At 71.6% G+C, this 17,683-nt stretch carries 15 protein-coding genes and 1 pseudogene; 6 read left to right on the forward strand and 10 right to left on the reverse strand.

Annotated features, from left to right (window positions below; all coding sequences use genetic code 11):
* The first annotated feature begins 145 nt into the window (after nt 1-145).
* The 4 genes and pseudogenes from ACGF3H_RS02820 to ACGF3H_RS02835 all read left to right on the forward strand — a co-directional run.
* Complete coding sequence (locus tag ACGF3H_RS02820) at nt 146-916, forward strand: DUF4097 family beta strand repeat-containing protein (protein ID WP_362499926.1); 771 nt, start codon at nt 146-148, stop codon at nt 914-916.
* A gap of 71 nt (nt 917-987) precedes the next feature.
* A complete protein-coding gene (locus ACGF3H_RS02825; RefSeq protein ID WP_362499925.1) occupies nt 988-2,394 on the forward strand; it encodes a hypothetical protein in 1,407 nt (468 codons plus the stop codon).
* A gap of 55 nt (nt 2,395-2,449) precedes the next feature.
* Nucleotides 2,450-2,668, forward strand: coding sequence for a zinc ribbon domain-containing protein (locus ACGF3H_RS02830; protein ID WP_161163936.1), 219 nt, complete (start codon nt 2,450-2,452; stop codon nt 2,666-2,668).
* Nucleotides 2,669-2,744: 76 nt separating this feature from the next.
* Nucleotides 2,745-3,395: pseudogene (locus tag ACGF3H_RS02835) on the forward strand (DedA family protein); the annotation flags it as partial.
* 24 nt (nt 3,396-3,419) lie between these two features.
* Here ACGF3H_RS02835 and ACGF3H_RS02840 read toward each other — a convergent pair.
* From ACGF3H_RS02840 to ACGF3H_RS02850, 3 genes are all read right to left on the reverse strand, one after another.
* On the reverse strand, nt 3,420-4,229 hold the full coding sequence (locus tag ACGF3H_RS02840; RefSeq protein ID WP_362499923.1) for an HAD family hydrolase: 810 nt from the start codon (nt 4,227-4,229) through the stop codon (nt 3,420-3,422).
* Nucleotides 4,229-6,811 carry a phosphoribosyltransferase gene (locus ACGF3H_RS02845; RefSeq protein WP_362499964.1) on the reverse strand — a complete coding sequence of 861 codons (2,583 nt, stop codon included), beginning with the start codon at nt 6,809-6,811 and terminating at the stop codon, nt 4,229-4,231. Before ACGF3H_RS02845 ends, ACGF3H_RS02840 begins: the two co-directional genes overlap by 1 nt.
* A gap of 77 nt (nt 6,812-6,888) precedes the next feature.
* Nucleotides 6,889-8,055: an HpcH/HpaI aldolase/citrate lyase family protein gene (locus ACGF3H_RS02850; protein ID WP_362499922.1), complete on the reverse strand. Its 1,167-nt coding sequence runs from the start codon at nt 8,053-8,055 to the stop codon at nt 6,889-6,891.
* 207 nt (nt 8,056-8,262) lie between these two features.
* Between ACGF3H_RS02850 and ACGF3H_RS02855 the strand changes: the two genes are divergently transcribed.
* The gene (locus ACGF3H_RS02855; RefSeq protein WP_362499921.1) at nt 8,263-9,198 is read left to right on the forward strand and encodes a TerD family protein; all 936 of its coding nucleotides are present in this window, start codon (nt 8,263-8,265) and stop codon (nt 9,196-9,198) included.
* 7 nt (nt 9,199-9,205) lie between these two features.
* On the opposite strand, the gene ACGF3H_RS02860 is transcribed toward ACGF3H_RS02855, so the two are convergent.
* The 6 genes from ACGF3H_RS02860 to ACGF3H_RS02885 form a co-directional block, all read right to left on the reverse strand.
* Nucleotides 9,206-9,943 carry a Tellurium resistance gene (locus tag ACGF3H_RS02860; RefSeq protein ID WP_362499920.1) on the reverse strand — a complete coding sequence of 246 codons (738 nt, stop codon included), beginning with the start codon at nt 9,941-9,943 and terminating at the stop codon, nt 9,206-9,208.
* 151 nt (nt 9,944-10,094) lie between these two features.
* Nucleotides 10,095-11,234, reverse strand: a complete 1,140-nt coding sequence (locus ACGF3H_RS02865) for a DUF475 domain-containing protein (protein WP_362499919.1) — start codon at nt 11,232-11,234, stop codon at nt 10,095-10,097.
* 49 nt (nt 11,235-11,283) lie between these two features.
* Nucleotides 11,284-11,859: a TerD family protein gene (locus ACGF3H_RS02870; RefSeq protein ID WP_318218394.1), complete on the reverse strand. Its 576-nt coding sequence runs from the start codon at nt 11,857-11,859 to the stop codon at nt 11,284-11,286.
* Between the two features lie 112 nt (nt 11,860-11,971).
* Nucleotides 11,972-12,547, reverse strand: a complete 576-nt coding sequence (locus tag ACGF3H_RS02875) for a calcium homeostasis/redox stress adaptation protein (RefSeq protein WP_362499918.1) — start codon at nt 12,545-12,547, stop codon at nt 11,972-11,974.
* A gap of 141 nt (nt 12,548-12,688) precedes the next feature.
* Complete coding sequence (locus ACGF3H_RS02880; protein WP_362499917.1) at nt 12,689-13,147, reverse strand: peroxiredoxin; 459 nt, start codon at nt 13,145-13,147, stop codon at nt 12,689-12,691.
* Nucleotides 13,148-13,266: 119 nt separating this feature from the next.
* Nucleotides 13,267-13,704 (reverse strand): DUF3052 domain-containing protein, encoded by a 438-nt coding sequence (locus tag ACGF3H_RS02885; protein WP_161165332.1) that lies wholly within the window; start codon nt 13,702-13,704, stop codon nt 13,267-13,269.
* A 377-nt stretch (nt 13,705-14,081) separates the two neighbouring features.
* Here ACGF3H_RS02885 and aceE point away from each other — a divergent pair, with 377 nt between their 5' ends.
* Nucleotides 14,082-16,829, forward strand: a complete 2,748-nt coding sequence (gene aceE / locus ACGF3H_RS02890; RefSeq protein WP_362499916.1) for a pyruvate dehydrogenase (acetyl-transferring), homodimeric type — start codon at nt 14,082-14,084, stop codon at nt 16,827-16,829.
* Between the two features lie 275 nt (nt 16,830-17,104).
* Here aceE and ACGF3H_RS02895 read toward each other — a convergent pair whose 3' ends face one another.
* Entirely contained in the window at nt 17,105-17,413 is a 309-nt protein-coding gene (locus ACGF3H_RS02895) for a small hydrophobic protein (RefSeq protein ID WP_362488499.1), read from the reverse strand.
* Between the last annotated feature and the right edge of the window lie 270 nt (nt 17,414-17,683).

Here is a 17,683-nt window from a genome sequence, read left to right on the forward strand (position 1 = left end):
GGTTAACCCCACCCCGGATCCGGGAGCGGCCCGGATCCCCGCGCGGGACCCGGATCCCTACGGTCGACAAGTACCACCGCACCGGGCCCGCCGGCCGGGCCTCACGGGTGCGGTGCCTCGTCGTCCGTCCCAGGGGGAGATCGTCATGGCCGCCCGTACCGTCACCGCTCGCGCCGTCGCCGCCGCCGGCGTCGTCGCCGTCCTCGTCGCGGGGCTCAGCGCCTGCTCCTCCGCCGAGGAGGACAAGGACCCCGACCACCGGTCCTTCGCCCTGCCGGGCCGCACCCTCACCGTCGACGCCGACGACTCCGCGCTGGAGATCGTCGCCGCGGACGGGCACGCCCCGGGCAAGGTCGAGGTCACCCGGTGGTTCAAGGGCTCGGTCGTCGTCGGCTCGGACCCCGAGGTGACCTGGAGCATGGACGGCGACCGGCTGAAGCTGCGGACGCACTGCGACGGCCTCGTCGCCGACTGCGCCACCAAGCACCGCGTGGAAGTCCCCCGCGGCATCACGGTCACGGTGAAGAGCGACGACGGCAGCGTCCGGGCACAGGGGTTCCGGGACGCCCTGGAGATCCGCACGGCGGACGGGTCGGTGCGCGTCAGCGACTCCACCGGCCCGCTGACGCTGCACAGCGACGACGGATCCCTGCGCGCGGAGGTCGCCTCGCGCCGGGTGGAGGCGACCACCGAGGACGGTTCCGTCCGCCTCGAACTCGGGACCGTTCCGGACTCGGTGGAGACCCGCAGCGACGACGGCTCCGTCACCGTCGACCTGCCCCGGGCCACGTACAAGGTGTCCGCCGACAGCGACGACGGGTCGGTCGACGTGTCCGTGCCCCGGGACGACGCGAGCTCCCACCTGGTGACCGCGCGGACCAAGGACGGCAAAGTCACGGTCCGAACCGCGAACTGACCGGCCCGTGTGTTCGTCTCTTACGGGTGGGAGAATGAACCCGGGCAGGACGGACGACACGGGAGAGGGATGTGACGGCGACACCATCGCAGCCGTACTCGCCGATGGTGCCGCGCGCGCCGCGCCTGCCGCACCCGTCCCCGAGGCGCCGCCGGCCCGGCCCGCTGCGCGACGCGCTCACCCTGACGGGTCTGCCGCTGCTCGCCGCGCTCGTCCTGCCCGCCGCGTTCGCCGGGGGCGGCACCCGGCGCTGGTTCGGCGGGCGCGCCGAGAGCCAGCGGGCCGAGGCGCAGGCCGCGAAGGACGCCGCCGCCGCGGCCTTCTACGAGCTGGACACCGCCCAGCGGGACCTGCGGATCTCCATAGAGACGATCGCCGCCGTCGACTCCTCCCCCGCCGCCCGGCGTGCCGTCGACGGTTTCGCGGCGCTGGGCGGCCGCATCGACGAGGTCAGCGGCCGGTACATCAGCGCCGTCGACGCCCACGACCTCGACCGGGACGACCTGGAGGCGTCGGCCGCCTCCCGCGCCCGTACCGAACTGACCGCCGCCAAGGACGAGCTGGGCCGGGTCAAGCAGGAACTGGACCGCTTCGCCGAGGGGCTCGGCCCGCTGCTCGGCAAGGCCGAGACCCAGCTGGCCCGGCTCGCCCCCGCCGTCGAGCGTGCCCGGCAGGCCCTGCTGGCCGCCTCCGACGCCCTGGACGCCGTACGGGGCACCGGCCTGACGGCGGACGACCTCGCCGCCCGCCTCGCCACCCTGGGCCCGGAGCTGACCCGGCTGAACCAGGGCGCCGGGCAGCACGGCGTGCCGGAGACCCTGGAGCGCGCCGAGCGGGTCACCCGGGAGGCCGAGGCGGTCCGCGCCGAGGCGGAACGGCTGCCCGAACGGGCCGCCGAGACCGACCACCGGCTGGTCTCCCTGCGCACCCGGGCCCAGGCCCTGACCACCCGCGCCGGGCAGGTCGAACCGGTGCTGAGCGAGCTGCGGCGGCGGTTCACGGCCGCCTGCTGGCAGGACCTCCAGCACGTGCCCGACCACGCCGCCGAAACGGTCCGGCAGGCCGAGGGCAAGCTCGCCGAGGCGCAGCGCGCCCGCGACGAGCAGCGCTGGCCCGACGCCACCGCCCTGCTGGCGACGGTCCGGGCCCTGCTGAACAGCACCGACGAGGCCGTCTCCGCCGCCGGTGACCGGCTGCGGCAGCTGAACGCCGTGCAGAAGGACCCGCAGCAGGAGATCGAACGCACCCGGTTCGCGATCCGCGACGCCCAGCGGCTCGCCATGGCGGGCCGCAACACCCCCGACCCGCGGCACGCGCGCCCCCTGGACGACGCCGTGGCCCGGCTGGAGCGGGCGATCACCACGCTCGAGGGCCGGCACCCCGACTACTGGCACTTCCTGACGGAGACGGACGCCGTCCGCCGGACCGTCGCCGACGTGGTGGCGCACATCCGCGAGGAGCGGGGAAGCGGGCACTGAGACCGGCTTCCGCCGCCGGGGCCGGGCGCCCGGGGCCGGCGGTTAACCTGTGCGCATGCCTCGCTACGAGTACCGTTGCCGCAGCTGCGGCGACACCTTCGAACTGAGCCGTCCCATGGCCGAGTCCTCGGCCCCCGCGCCCTGCCCCGCGGGCCACGACGACACGGTGAAGCTGCTGTCGACGGTCGCCGTCGGCGGCTCGGCCTCCGCACCGGCCCCGGCGCCCCGCGCGGGCGGCGGAGGCGGCTGCTGCGGCGGAGGCTGCTGCGGCTGACCGGTGACGCCGGGGCGCCCGAGGGCCGTCCCGGCTGCTCAGGATCCCTTCAGGTTCGTCCGCCTAGCGTGGGGGCATGGCAGTCATCGCGGCGGAGGCGACGGGCGGCGCGCCCCAGTGGATCAGCGACCTGATGGACACCCTCGGCGCGCCCGGGGCCGGGCTGGCCGTCGCCCTGGAGAACCTCTTCCCGCCGATCCCGAGCGAGGTCATCCTGCCGCTGGCGGGCTTCGCGGCCAGCACCGGAAGCATGAACCTGGTCGCCGCGCTCGTGTGGACCGTCGCCGGTTCGGTCGTGGGCGCCCTCGCGCTGTACGGCATCGGGGCGCTCCTCGGCCGGGAGCGGACGGTCGCGGTGGCGGCCCGGCTGCCGCTGGTGAAGGTCTCGGACATCGAGCGCACGGAGGAGTGGTTCCGCCGGCACGGCACCAAGGCCGTGTTCTTCGGCCGAATGCTCCCCGTCTTCCGCAGCCTGATCTCCGTCCCGGCGGGCGTGGAGCGCATGCCCCTGCCGCTGTTCACGGCGCTGACCTGCGCGGGCAGTGCCATCTGGAACACCGCCTTCGTGCTGGCGGGCTACTTCCTCGGCGACAACTGGCACCGGGTCAGCACCGTCGTCTCCGCGTACTCCAAGGTCGTGCTCGCCGCCGCCGCACTGGCCGTGGTGGCCTTCGTGGCGCTGCGGCTGCTGCGTCCGGGCCGGGGCGGCCGCCGCAGGGCCGACCGGCGGTGAGCGGCGCGGGGCGTGTTCTCAGCGGCTGCGCGCCGCCGCGAGGAACTCCCGCAGGATCCGCTCCCCCGCCAGCACCCCGCGCTCGGGCAGCGCCTCGATCGCCGGTGCCGCCCAGCCGGAGTCGGCCAGCTCGCCGTGGCCGGGACGCCAGCCCCGGTCCGCGGCCAGCAGCAGGTCGGCGTCGAGGAGGGAGTCGCCGGCGGCCAGGGTGAGCTCGGCGCCGGTGCGGCGGGCGACCTCGCGCACGGCGGCGCTCTTGGTCAGCGGCTTGGGCACGGTGTAGATCTTGCGGCCCTGGAGGGACACGGTCCAGCCGCGGTTCTCGGCCCAGACGGCGAGCTCCTTCACCCAGTCCTCGGGCAGCAGCTCGCGCTCGACGACGAGGTAGGCGAACAGGTCCTCGGCGACCCGCTGCTTGCGCACCCACACCGGGTCGGCGGCGCGCACCAGGTGGTCGCTGATCTCGTCCAGCGAGGCGCACTCGTCGGCCAGCCGCGCGGTCACCCGTGCGTGCCAGTCGGGGTCGGAGACGCCGTCGACCAGCAGGTGGCCGCCGTTGGCGCAGATCGCGTACCGGGGCGGGGGGCCGGGGAGGCTGATGCGCCCGTACTGCTCGCGGGTGCGGGTGGTGGACGGCACGAAGACGGCCGTGTCGCCGAGCTCGGTCAGCAGCGCGGCGGCCGTCTCGGTCAGGTAGGACAGGGGCTTGCTCTGGTAGACCTCCACGCACAGCAGCCGGGGCGCCCGCGGGTCGGGCATGGTCAGCCCCAGGGCGGCGGCGGAGTAGATCAGCGTGCGGTCGAGGTCGCTCGCGACGAGCACCGGCATCAGCGCGTCACCGCCCGGCCGTCGGCGCCGGTCGCGCCGCGCGTGTACTTCGGGTGGATCAGCCCGACGCAGGTGTAGGGCAGGCCGTCGACCTCCTCCACGGGGACGCCGCGCTGCTCGGCCAGCAGCCGCACGTGGTCCAGGTCGGCTCCCGCACCCGGACGGGCCAGGACCTTCCACGGCACCCGGCGCAGCATCACGCGGGTGGTCTCGCCGACGCCGGGCTTGACGAGGTTGACGTCGTGGATGCCGTACTCCTCGCTGATGCGCTCGACGGCGGCCCAGCCCTCCCAGGTGGGGGTGCGGTCCGCGGTGAGGAGTTCCTTGACCTGGGCGTCGACGGTGTCCGCGACGTCCGGGAAGCGGGCGGAGACGGCGTCCAGGAAGGCCACCGACAGGTCGGCGCCGGCGAGTTCGCGGTAGAACTTCGCGCCGTGGTAGTCGCGCGGGCCGACCAGGTCGGCGCGGAGCACGGTGCGCGATATCAGGCCGGAGACCGTGGAGTTGAGGCAGGCGGACGGGATGAGGAAGTCGTCGCGGGTGCCGTAGGTGCGGACGCAGGAGCCCGGGTCGGCGAGGACGGCGATCTCCGGGTCGAAGCCGGTGATGCCGTCGGACACCGCGAAGTCGTGCAGGGCGGCGGCGAGTTCGCGGGTGATGGCGCCCTTGCCGGTCCAGCCGTCGACGAAGACGACGTCGGCGGGGTCGTGGTCGGCGGCCAGCCGGCGCAGCGCGTTGGCGTCGATGCCGCGGCCCCGGACGATCGACACGGCGTAGTGCGGCAGGTCGAGGCCGTGCCGGTACTGCGCCCAGCGGCGCATCAGGATGCCGACGGGGGTGCCCGCGCGGGCGAGGGAGACCAGGACGGGGCGCGGCGACCGCTCGGTGAGCACGACCTCGGTGACGGCGCCGACGGCGCGCGCGAGGCGGGCCGCGGACGCCTCCAGCGCGGCGTGGAACAGTTCCTGGTACTGCTCGCTGGGCTGGTACTCCACCGGCAGCGACTCCGCGTAGTGGGCGCCGCCCCGCTGGATCGCCTCCTCGCGCTCCTCGGTCGGCGCCTCCAGCGTCACCTCCGAGAGGTCCTGGAGCAGCCAGCCGACCTCGTCGGGGGCGTACGAGGAGAAGGCGGGGCCGCGCAGGGGCTCGGGCAGCATCGGGGGCCTTTCGGAGGCGTGCGGGGACCCGGGCGGTCCGGGCACGTACGACGGGACGACCGCGAGCAGGACGTGCGGGACGTGCTCGGCGAGCCGGTCCGTCAGTCCGCCGGGGGCGTGCAGCGCGGGGGTGTCGGCGGCCGAGTCGACGACGGCGACGACGGCGTCGAAGCCGCCGCCGGCGACGTTGTAGGCGTAGCGCTCGCCGGGGCCGTCGGCGGGGTCGTCGTGCGCGGGGAAGACCAGGCGGGTGCGTATCGCGTACCCGGGGTCGTCGACCGCGAGGACGGGCGAGCGGGTGGTGGTGGAGTAACGCACCTCGGCCCCGGTGGTCCGCTCCAGCTCGCAGGCCAGGCGCAGCGGGGCGTACATCAGCTCCTCGAAGCCGAGGACGAGGACGCGGCGGGCGCCGGCGGGGAGGGCGTCCGCGATCCGGGCGGCCATGCCGGGGAGGGCGGATTCGAGGCGGGCGCGGTGGCGGGGGGTGAAGCCGTGCCGGCCGCCGTCGGGGAGACCGGATGGCCAGCGCAGGTCCACGAGGGTGGTGTGCGGGTGTCCGGGAACCCCTGGGCGCGCGGCCCGGGCGTCGGCTTCGCGGCTCACGGGGCCGGCGACGCCCTCCAGGGGCGCGGGGAACCGCGCGACCGGCCGCGACGGCGTCTCGGACGACGGACCACCGGCCCCGGCGCCTTCCGCCTCGTACCGCGCCACCAGTGCCTGCCCCTTCTCCAGCACGCCCGTCGGCAGCCGCACCGTCCCCGAGGCCGCCGTGACGAGATCCACCCGGGCGCCGATCTCCCGCGCGAACGCCTCGAGCCGCCCGACGTCCGCCGCCGACCGCATGTCCACCAGGGCGACCACCACGTACCACGGCCGCGGATACCGCTCGTGCAGGTCGCGCACGGTGTTCAGCACCGTGTTCCCCGTGGAGAACTCGTCGTCGACCAGGACCAGCGGCCCGTCGCCGGCCAGCAGCGCCGGGTCCTCGGGGAGCAGCAGGTGGGAGGTGGCGTGCGAGTGGGACTCCTCGAAGCCGCCCGCACGGGCGACGCCGGCGACCGGACGGCGGGTGGAGTGCAGGTAGGGGGCGGAGCCCAGTCCGTCGGCGACCGAGTGGCCGAGGCCCGTGGCGGTCTCCGCGTAGCCGAGGACGACGGCCCGGCCGGCCTCCTCGGCGCCCAGCAGGTCGCGGACGCGCCGGCCCAGGGCGACACCGTGGCCGTGCACGACGGACGGGGACTGCGGGACGTGCTTGCCGAGCACGTTGGACACGAGCAGGTGGGCACGCTTGGGGTTGCGGCGCAGGGCGAGTCCCATCATGCCGGTGAGGGCGTCGTCGCCCGTGAGTTCGACGCCGAGCCGCTCCGCGACCCAGCTGCCGGACCAGATGCCCGCGTGCTCCCCGGCACGCGCCCCCTCGCCCATCTGCTCGTGCCTCCCGTGGTCCACTGCTTCGTTCATCGGTTCCTGGCGTTCGGTGGTGCGGATGCGGTCGGGCGGGTTCAGTCGGACAGGCCGGCGGTGAGCAGTTCCACGAAGCCGATGTCCTCGTCGGCCACGCCGAAGACCTCGGCGCGCAGCAGGGTCCGCTCGGCCCAGGCGCGGTGCGGCTTCACCTCGTTCATCTTGTTCGTGTACGCCGACCTCAGCACGCCCCCGCCGCCGCGCTCGGGCCGCAGGATGTCCTGGGCGTCGCTGTACTCCTCGCGGCTGACGACGGACAGGGCGTGCACCGGCAGCACGTGGGAGGGGTGGATGCAGGTCTTGCCGAGCAGGCCGTTGGCCTGGTCCAGGGAGATCTCCCGCAGCAGGCCGTCCATGGAGTGCTCGATCAGCCTCTGGCGCAGTTCCACGGCCTGCACCTCCAGGAACGGGCTCTGCCGCAGTTGCGGTTTGAACATCCTCTCCTGGACCCGGAAGTACTCCCACACCGGCCCGGTCACGGTGAACCCGGTGCCGTCGGCCCGGCCGAGCATGTTCACGACGTCGGCGATCACGGAGGCGACGACCTGGACGTCGTACGCCGTCATGTCGGGGGCCCGGCGCAGCCCGTAGGAGGAGCAGAAGTCGGTCACGCCGAGGCGCAGGGCGAGCACCCGGTCGCGGTACTTGTCGACCGCGCGGAAGATGCCCTCCAGCGTCTGCACGCGCGACTCGCGGTACAGCAGGTCCGGCGACTCCAGGACCGGCATGGCGAACAGGCGCCGGCCGCTCGCCCCCTCGGCCGCGGTGAGCGCCTCCAGGAAGGGCACGCCGCGTTCCTCGGTGAACTTGGGCAGGACGAACCCGGACAGCAGCCGCACCGCCGGACCGAAGCGCCGCACGAGGTCGGGGATCTGCCCGGGGGTGCGGACCCGGACGAACAGCAGCGGCACGTCCGCGTCGGGCAGGTTCGCCAGGTGCGTGAACTGCCGGACGAGGTTCTCCTCGCCGGCCGCCACGTCGGCGTCGTCGATCGAGTCCTCCAGGCACAGCACCATCGACACCACACCGCGCGCACCCTGCTTGAGCACGTCGTCGGCGAGCTTCGGGCGGGTGGCCGGGCTGTAGAGCGTGGCGCCCAGGGCCGCGGACAGCAGCCGGGCCGGGGAGTCCGCGGTGAACTCGCAGGGCTCCCGGTGGAAGAGGCGCTCCCGCACCTCAGGGGCGATGTGCCCGAAATGACGCATGAATACTCCCCCGCGGTATCTGGGCGATCGGCCTGCTGTCCAAGGTGGCCGGTAATAGTACGTAGGTATCCATGTCGGTGGTTCCCACCGGGCATGAATTCCAGGTAACCCCGCCATGTCGGCGGCGGGCGACCCGGGCGCGCCGACACGGCCCGCGTACCCGCCCCCGCGTTGTCGTGAGCAGGACCGAGAGGGCAGGATGACGGCATGACGCACGCGATGCTGAAGGGGTCGAACGTCCCGCTGCAAGCCACCACGGTACGCGCCGTGCTGCGCTGGTCACCCGGGCAGGGGGTCCCGGACGTCGACGCCTCCGCGTTGCTCCTCGGCCCCGAGGACCGTGTGCGTTCCGACGAGGACTTCGTCTTCTACAACCAGCCGCGGCATCCGTCCGGGCAGGTGTGGCGGCTCGGCAAGAAGCGGGTCCCCGAGGGCCTGACCGACACGATCCAGACAGACCTCTCCGGCGTCGAGCCCTCGGTGGGCCGGATCCTGCTGGTCGCCTCGGCGGACGGCGTGACCTTCGACCGGGTGCGGGAGCTGCGCATCCTGCTGCACGACGCCGCGGACGCGGACGGGGAGCCGCTGGCGTACTTCGACGTCAGGCCGGAGACGGGCCAGGAGACGGCGCTGATCTGCGGGGAGCTGTACCGGCGCGGGGAGGGCTGGAAGTTCCGGGCGCTCGGCGAGGGCTATTCCAACGGGCTGAAGGGCCTGGCGACCGACTTCGGCATCTCCGTGGACGAGTCCGAGGCGGCGCAGGAGCCGGCGGCGGCCCCCTCGGCGCCCGCCCCGACGCCGTCCGCGCCGAACCGGCCGGCGGTCGGCCCCGACGAGCCCACGACCGTGCAGCCGCTGCCCGTGCCGTCCTCTCCGGAGGTCTCCTACCCGCTGCCGCCCGAGCAGCCGACGGGGGTGCCGGCCCAGCCCGCGTACGGCTATCCGCAGCAGCCGCCGGCGACGCAGCCGGCCTACGGCTACCCGCAGCCGGCCGCGCGGCCCGCCTACGGCTACCCGCCCGCGCCCGCCACCGCGGGGGCCGCCGGGGCGCAGTCCGGCTACGGCTATCCGCTTCCGGTGACCGCGGCGCCCGACCCGGACTTCCGGCTGCCGCCGCAGGGGCCGCAGTTCATCGGCCGGTGAGCCGCGCTCAGCGCTCGACCTTGGTCTTGTAGCCCCGCCCCCACTGCAGCCCCCACCCGTAGAGCCGGTCCAGCTCTCCTTGGAAGCCGTAGACGAACTTCACCTCGCGGCGGACCACGATCTCGCCCTTGACGTTCTCGATCATCACCACGGCGCAGGAGCGGGCCTGCGGATGGCGTTCGTCGAGGCCTATCTCGATGCGCGGCCCGTTGCTCGGGTACAGCGTGACGATGGCGTGCGTACGGTCGAAGGCCGGCGTCTGGTCGTAGATGTAGGCGAAGAGCAGCAGCCGTTTGATGGCGTCCCGGTGGTCGAGATTGACGTAGATCGTCTCGCCGGACGCCGAGCCGAACCGGTCGTCGCCGCTGAGCTTGACGTACGGCGGGGCGTTGACGTCGCCCAGGTAGCCGCCGAGCGGCTGGACGACGCCCCGGGTGCCGTCCTGGAGTTCGTAGAGGCAGCCCAGGTCGAGGTCGACGTTGACCATGCTCTGGCTGTGGCCGACGACCTCGGGGGGCTTGAGGGCCTTGAAGGGGTGGCGCAGCAGGCTCTCCCGCTGGTTGCCCATGATGTCCGACGTCCGCATCCGCCAGGTGAGGTTGATGCGCAGGTGCCCGGTGGCCGCGCCCTGTCTGGTCAGGGACACCTGGCTGTGCCGTTTGGTCAGCTCGATGGAGTTGGTGGCCGCGCTGCCCGAGTCGAACTCGCTCTCGCGGCCGCGCCACAGCCCGTCCAAGAAGCCCATTGCCGCCCCCACGTTCCCTTCACCGCCGACGGGGCGGCCCCGAGGAGTCGTCCTCGTCGGCCGCCCCGCACAGAGCGTTCCTCGTCCGGGCCGGGTTCACACCGGTGGCTCAGGCGCACCGGGGGCGCACCGGCCCGGGACCGTCCGGGTTTCACACCCCGGAGGAGACCTCCGCCTTCTCCGGGTCGCCGTCTCCCCCGGCCGCCGCGAGCCGCTTGTTGCGGCGCACGGAGGACCAGAAGGACCAGCCGATCAGGACGACGCCGACGAGGCCGGTGATGATCTCGTTGATCTCGTACTGGATGGTGACGAGGAGGATGACGGCGAGGGCGCCGATGGCGTAGTGGGCGCCGTGCTCGAGGTAGACGTAGTCGTCGAGGGTGCCCTGGCGGACCAGGTAGACGGTCAGGGACCGGACGTACATGGCGCCGATGCCGAGGCCGAGGGCCATCAGGACGATGTCGTTGGTGATGGCGAAGGCGCCGATGACGCCGTCGAAGGAGAACGACGCGTCCAGGACCTCCAGGTAGAGGAACATGAAGAACGCGGCCTTGCCGGCCAGCGCGATCGCGGACTTGGGCTTGCCGGTGCGGGCGGCCTGCTCCTCCTCCTCGTGCTCGCGCTCCTCCTCCTCTTCGAGCTTGTCCTCGAAGTAGCCGGAGAGACCGCCGACGATCATGTAGGTGATCAGACCGGCGATGCCGGAGATCAGCACCGTCTCCGCCTTGTCGGCGTGACCGGCGTGCAGGTGGGCCTGGGTCGCGAAGGTCATCGAGGTGATGAGCAGCACGATCAGGGCGATGCAGACCGACAGCATGTCGACCTTGCCGAGCTTGGCCAGCGGCCGCTCCAGCCACTGGAGCCACTTGATGTCCCGGTCCTCGAAGATGAAGTCGAGGAAGATCATCAGCAGGAACATGCCACCGAAGGCGGCGATCGACGGGTGGGCGTCGGTGACCAGCTGCTGATAGCGGTCCTTGTCGGTGAGCGCGAGGTCGACGGCCTCGATCGGCCCGAGCTGGGCGCTGATGGCCACGATGACGACCGGGAAGACCAGGCGCATGCCGAAGACGGCGATCAGGACGCCGACGGTGAGGAAGATCTTCTGCCAGAAGGCATTCATCTTCTTCAGGATTCCGGCGTTGACCACCGCGTTGTCGAACGACAGCGAGATCTCCAGGACAGAGAGGATCGCCACGATCCCGAAAGCGGTCCACCCCCCGTAGAAGACCGCCGCGACCAGGCCGAGCGCGGTGACCGCGAACGACCAGCCGAAGGTTTTCAGAAGCACTGGCTACCCAATCGTGTATGTACGGGGCTCCCCCGCGCCGTACTCGGCTTTACGAAACGTTGACTCCGAAGTCTAGAGCGATGCCGCGGAGCCCCGACGCGTACCCCTGCCCCACTGCACGGAACTTCCACTCGCCCTGGTAGCGGTAGAGCTCGCCGAAGATCATCGCGGTCTCCGTGGAGGCGTCCTCACTGAGGTCGTAGCGGGCGAGTTCCTGGCCGTCGGCCTGGTTGACCACCCGGATGAAGGCGTTGCTGACCTGACCGAAGGTCTGGCCGCGCTCGTCCGCCATGTGGATCGAGACCGGGAAGACGATCTTGTCGCAGTGGGCGGGCACCTTCGGGAGGTCGACGAGCAGCGACTCGTCGTCCCCCTCGCCCTCGCCGGTCAGGTTGTCGCCGGTGTGCTCGATGGAGCCGTCCGGGCTCTTGAGCTGGTTGTAGAAGACGAACCACTCGTCTCCGAGCACCCGGCCCCCGCTGCACACCAGTGCGCTCGCATCGAGGTCGAAGGGTGCTCCGGTGGTGGAACGCGCGTCCCAGCCGAGACCGACCAGGACCTGCGTGAGGTTCGGTGCGGCCTTGGACAGGGAGACATTGCCCCCCTTGGCAAGAGTGACGCCCATGGTGATGGTCCCTCCCCGGGTGATGGTTCTTGGGTTTCCTGCGCGTCCGGCGCCGCACGTAAACCGTGCGGCGCCGGACGATCGAGGCCGTCGCCTCGGACGGAGCGGTGGCTCAGACGTTCACGCCGAAGTCCTGGGCGATGCCCCGCAGACCGGAGGCGTAGCCCTGGCCGATGGCGCGGAACTTCCACTCCGCCCCGTGCCGGTAGAGCTCGCCGAAGACCATCGCGGTCTCGGTGGAGGCGTCCTCCGAGAGGTCGTAGCGGGCGATCTCCGTCTCGCCGGCCTGGTTCACCACGCGGATGAACGCGTTGCGCACCTGGCCGAACGACTGCTGGCGGTTCTCGGCGTCGTAGATCGACACCGGGAAGACGATCTTCTCGATGTCGGCCGGGACCGCCGCGAGGTTGACCTTGATCTGCTCGTCGTCGCCCTCGCCCTCACCCGTGATGTTGTCACCGGTGTGCTCGACCGAGCCGTCGGGGCTCTTCAGGTTGTTGAAGAAGACGAAGTTGGCATCGCTGCCGACCTTGCCGGAGCTGTTCAGCAGCAGCGCGCTGGCGTCGAGGTCGAAGTCGGTGCCGGTCGTGGTACGGACGTCCCAGCCCAGACCGACGATGACCGCGGTCAGTCCCGGGGCCTCCTTGGTCAGCGATACGTTGCCGCCCTTGCTGAGGCTGACTCCCACGAGTCCTCCCTTGGTGTCCAGGGGCGGGAAGCCCCGTAGTGCGTTGGATGACGTGCTGTGACTGTCGGATCAACGAGTCGATCCTAGTGACGGGTTCCCGCCCGCCGCAGGCTCTGGGACCGACGAATCGCGGGGTGCCGGTCAGAGCGTGTCGAGCGCCTTCACGTACTCGGTCAGGTCACGGGCGTCCGGCAGGCCGTTGACGACGGTCCAGCGGACGACACCCTCCCGGTCGATGATGAAGGTGCCTCGGACGGCGCAGCCCTTGTCCTCGTCGAAGACGCCGTAGGCGCGCGAGACGTTGCCGTGCGGCCAGAAGTCGGAGAGCAGCGGGTACTCCAGGCCCTCCTGCTCGGCGAAGACGCGCAGGGTGTGGATGGAGTCGTTGGAGACGGCGAGCACCTGGGTGTCGCGGTCGGAGAACTGCGGCAGGTTGTCCCGCACCTCGCAGAGCTCGCCCGTGCACACGCCGGTGAAGGCGAACGGGTAGAAGAGCAGTACGACGTTCTTCTGGCCGTGGAAGTCGGACAGCTTCACGGTCGCGCCGTGGTTGTCCTTGAGTTCGAAGTCGGGGGCCTTGTCGCCGACCTGGATCGCCATGGTCCTGTTCGTCCCTTCGAGGGGTGATTCGCTGGAAACACCCTACGCAGGGATCATCACGGACCGGTGGACGGGCCGACGGCGGTCGGCCCGTCCGGGGCGGGGCGGAGCCGGATCGGCTACCGCTTCGACTTGGCCGCCTTGGGGGTCGCCAGCCGGCTGCCGCTCCAGTCCTTGCCGACGCTGACGCTCTTGGCCGCCGTCAGGCCGGCCGTCGTCGCGGCTTCGGAGATGTCGCTGGCCTCGACGTATCCAGGACGGCCGGTCTTCGGCGTGAGGAGCAGGATCGCCCCGCCCTCCTCGATGTACGTGGTGGCATCCACCAGCGCATCCGTCAGGTCGCCGTCGTCGTCACGGAACCACAGCACGACGGCATCGGCCACGTCCTCGTAGTCCTCGTCCACCAGCTCGCCCTCGACGGCGCCCTCGATGGCCTCGCGGAGCTCCTGGTCGACGTCGTCGTCGTAGCCGATCTCCTGGACCACCTGCCCGGGCTGGAAACCCAGCCTGGCGGCAGGGTTCGTCCGCTCCTCCGCGTGGTCCGCGGTCGCGCTCACGGGTTGCCTCCTGATCATGTCTTGGTGAATATCTCAGCCACGCGCGTGCGCGAAGCATTGGCCGTAGTCCACACGGGCGGGACGGATCGCGCAAGTACCCGGCGACTGGGACCGCCGAAACGGTGACGATCCCGGCCGTGTCGCCGCAACTCCAGCCATGCCGTCCGAGCCAAAGGTGACGTACACCACACCCTTGTGCCCCGTTTGCGTATTTGGGAACCATGTGTGGGTACGAGACTCGAATGAACGTGCCCCCCGGCTCTCACGGGAGAACCGGTTACCCCACGGTACAGATGACGTTTGCCCCCGCGAGGTACACGATGGGGAATCGGCGCAGACACCCGGCACCCATGGCCCTCTGACAGCGAAGGAACAGTGTGGCTTCCGCATCCGATCGCAATCCGATCATCATTGGCGGCCTGCCGAGTCAGGTTCCTGACTTCGACCCCGAGGAAACCCGGGAGTGGCTCGACTCCCTGGACGCCGCCGTCGACGAGCGAGGCCGGGAGCGGGCCCGCTATCTGATGCTGCGGCTGATCGAGAGGGCCCGCGAGAAGCGCGTGGCCGTGCCCGAGATGCGCAGCACGGACTACGTCAACACGATCGCCACCAAGGACGAGCCGTTCTTCCCCGGCAACGAGGAGATCGAGCGCAAGATCCTCAACGCCACCCGCTGGAACGCCGCCGTGATGGTCTCGCGCGCGCAGCGGCCCGGCATCGGCGTCGGCGGCCACATCGCCACCTTCGCCTCCTCCGCCTCGCTGTACGACGTGGGCTTCAACCACTTCTTCCGCGGCAAGGACGAGGGCGACGGCGGCGACCAGGTCTTCTTCCAGGGGCACGCCTCGCCGGGCATCTACGCCCGCGCCTACCTGCTGGACCGGCTGACCGAGCAGCACCTGGACGGCTTCCGGCAGGAGAAGTCCAAGGCGCCGTACATGCTGTCGTCCTACCCGCACCCGCGGTCGATGCCGGACTTCTGGGAGTTCCCGACCGTCTCGATGGGCCTCGGCCCGATCGGCGCGATCTACCAGGCGCGGATGAACCGCTACATGCACGCGCGCGGCATCGCGGACACCTCGAAGTCGCACGTGTGGGCCTTCCTCGGCGACGGGGAGATGGACGAGCCGGAGTCGCTGGGCCAGCTGTCCATCGCCGCCCGCGAGGGCCTGGACAACCTGACCTTCGTGGTCAACTGCAACCTGCAGCGCCTGGACGGCCCGGTGCGCGGCAACGGCAAGATCATCCAGGAGCTGGAATCGATCTTCCGGGGCGCCGGCTGGAACGTGATCAAGCTGGTGTGGGACCGCACCTGGGACCCGCTGCTGGCCCAGGACCGCGACGGCGTGCTGGTCAACCGGATGAACACGACCCCGGACGGCCAGTTCCAGACCTACGCCACCGAGTCCGGCGCCTACATCCGCGAGCACTTCTTCGGCGACGACCACCGGCTGCGCGCGATGGTCGAGAACATGACCGACGACCAGATCCTGCACCTGGGCCGCGGCGGTCACGACCACCGGAAGATCTACGCGGCCTTCTCGGCGGCCAAGGCGCACAAGGGCCAGCCGACGGTGATCCTGGCCAAGACGATCAAGGGCTGGACGCTGGGCCCGAACTTCGAGGGCCGCAACGCCACGCACCAGATGAAGAAGCTGACGGTCGACGACCTCAAGCGCTTCCGCGACCGGCTGCACCTGCCGATCTCCGACAAGGAGCTGGAGTCCGGCCCGCCGCCGTACTACCACCCGGGCCGGGACACGGAGGAGATCCAGTACATGCACGACCGCCGCCAGGGCTGCGGCGGCTACGTGCCGACCCGTGTGGTGCGCTCGAAACCGCTGGCGCTGCCGGACGACAAGACGTACGCGACGGTGAAGAAGGGGTCGGGTCAGCAGTCCATCGCGACGACGATGGCCTTCGTGCGACTGCTGAAGGACCTCATGCGGGACAAGGAGCTCGGCAAGCGGTTCGTGCTGATCGCGCCGGACGAGTACCGCACGTTCGGCATGGACTCCTTCTTCCCGAGTGCGAAGATCTACAACCCGCTCGGCCAGCAGTACGAGTCCGTGGACCGGGAGCTGCTGCTCGCCTACAAGGAGGCGCCGAACGGGCAGATGCTGCACGACGGCATCTCGGAGGCGGGCTGCACGGCCTCGCTGATCGCGGCGGGCTCGGCGTACGCCACCCACGGCGAACCGCTCATCCCGGTCTACGTCTTCTACTCGATGTTCGGTTTCCAGCGCACCGGCGACCAGTTCTGGCAGATGGGCGACCAGCTGGCGCGCGGCTTCGTGCTGGGCGCGACCGCGGGCCGTACGACCCTGACCGGCGAGGGCCTGCAGCACGCGGACGGCCACTCCCAGCTGCTGGCCTCCACCAACCCGGCGTGCGTGGCGTACGACCCGGCCTTCGGCTTCGAGATCGCGCACATCGTCAAGGACGGCCTGCGCCGGATGTACGGCGCGGACGAGCAGCACCCGCACGGCGAGGACGTCTTCTACTACCTCACCGTCTACAACGAGCCCATCCGGCATCCGGCCGAACCCGAGAACGTGGACGTCGAGGGCATCCTCAAGGGCATCCACCGCTTCAGCGCGGGCACGGGCGGCGCGATCCCGGCGCAGATCATGGCGTCCGGCGTCGCGGTGCCGTGGGCCCTCCAGGCGCAGCGCATCCTCGCCGACGAGTGGAACGTGCGGGCCGACGTGTGGTCGGCGACCTCCTGGAACGAGCTGCGCCGCGAGGCCGTGGCGTGCGAGGAGCACAACCTGCTGCATCCCGAGGAGGAGCAGCGGGTGCCGTACGTGACGCGGAAGCTGGCCGGCGCCCAGGGGCCGTTCGTCGCGGTGTCCGACTGGATGCGGTCGGTGCCGGACCAGATCGCGCGGTGGGTGCCGGGGACGTACCAGTCGCTGGGCGCCGACGGCTGGGGCTTCGCCGACACGCGCGGCGCGGCGCGGCGCTTCTTCCACATCGACGCCGAGTCGATCGTGGTGGGCGTGCTGACCGAGCTGGCCCGGGAGGGCAAGATCGACCGGTCGGCGCTTAAGCAGGCGGTCGACCGGTACCGGCTGCTGGACGTGACGGCGGCAGACCCCGGGGTCGCGGGCGGCGACGCCTAGGGCCTGTCGTTCGGATCAGGTCGCAGGACAGCGGCGGTTCTTGTCAGCGCCGGTGAGCGGGGCCTGGTGCGTGCAGCTGCAAGGCGGAGGAGGGCGTCGACGCGGAGCGTCGACAACCGACGACAACGCGGCAGATGCGCGTGCCAGGCCCCGCGTCTGCGGGCTGATCCAAACCGACAGGCCCTAGCGGCGGCCGGACCGCACGGCACGAGGAGGGCCCCCGGCAGTGCCGGGGGCCCTCCTCGTTCGCGCTCGGTTCCGCGCCCGCGGACCGGTCAGAGCATGCCGTTGCCCATGCCGGCCGATCCGGCGAGCCAGATGATCGCCAGGAGCGTGTCGATGGCGCCCAGGGCGAGGGCGACCACCGCCGGCACCGGGCGGGATCCCGCCCAGCTGCGCCCCATGGCGAGCCATCCGCAGACCATCGCGGCGGGGCCGAGGATGATCCCCAGCGTGAAGAATCCCGCGACGGCGCAGACGACTCCGACGATGCCGAGCGTCGCGCGGTCCGGCCCGGCCCCTGACCACGCCCGGCCAGGTGAGCGGGGGTTCCTGCGCGTTCCGTGTCCGAAGCTCGCCATCATCAACTCCCTGACTCATTCGTCGAGTTCGGTTCATCTCGGGTTGATGTGCGAGTACCCGCGTCCGGGTGGACAATCCCTCCGCGGTGTGCTGCCTGCGCGCTGCCCCCCCTCCGGCAGCGCGCCGCAGCCTCTCGCCCCCCATGCACTGCGGAGGGCTTGACCCACTGTGACCTGCGCGACCCCCCGGCGGGGAGGGTTCGCCGGCCCTGTCACCCTGATGGAGGAACCGGGCGGACGCCACGGGCACGATCCGCGGCCTGACGCGCTCTC

Origin of the sequence: Streptomyces sp. NPDC048185, from assembly GCF_043202495.1 — a bacterium.
Lineage (GTDB): Bacteria > Actinomycetota > Actinomycetes > Streptomycetales > Streptomycetaceae > Streptomyces.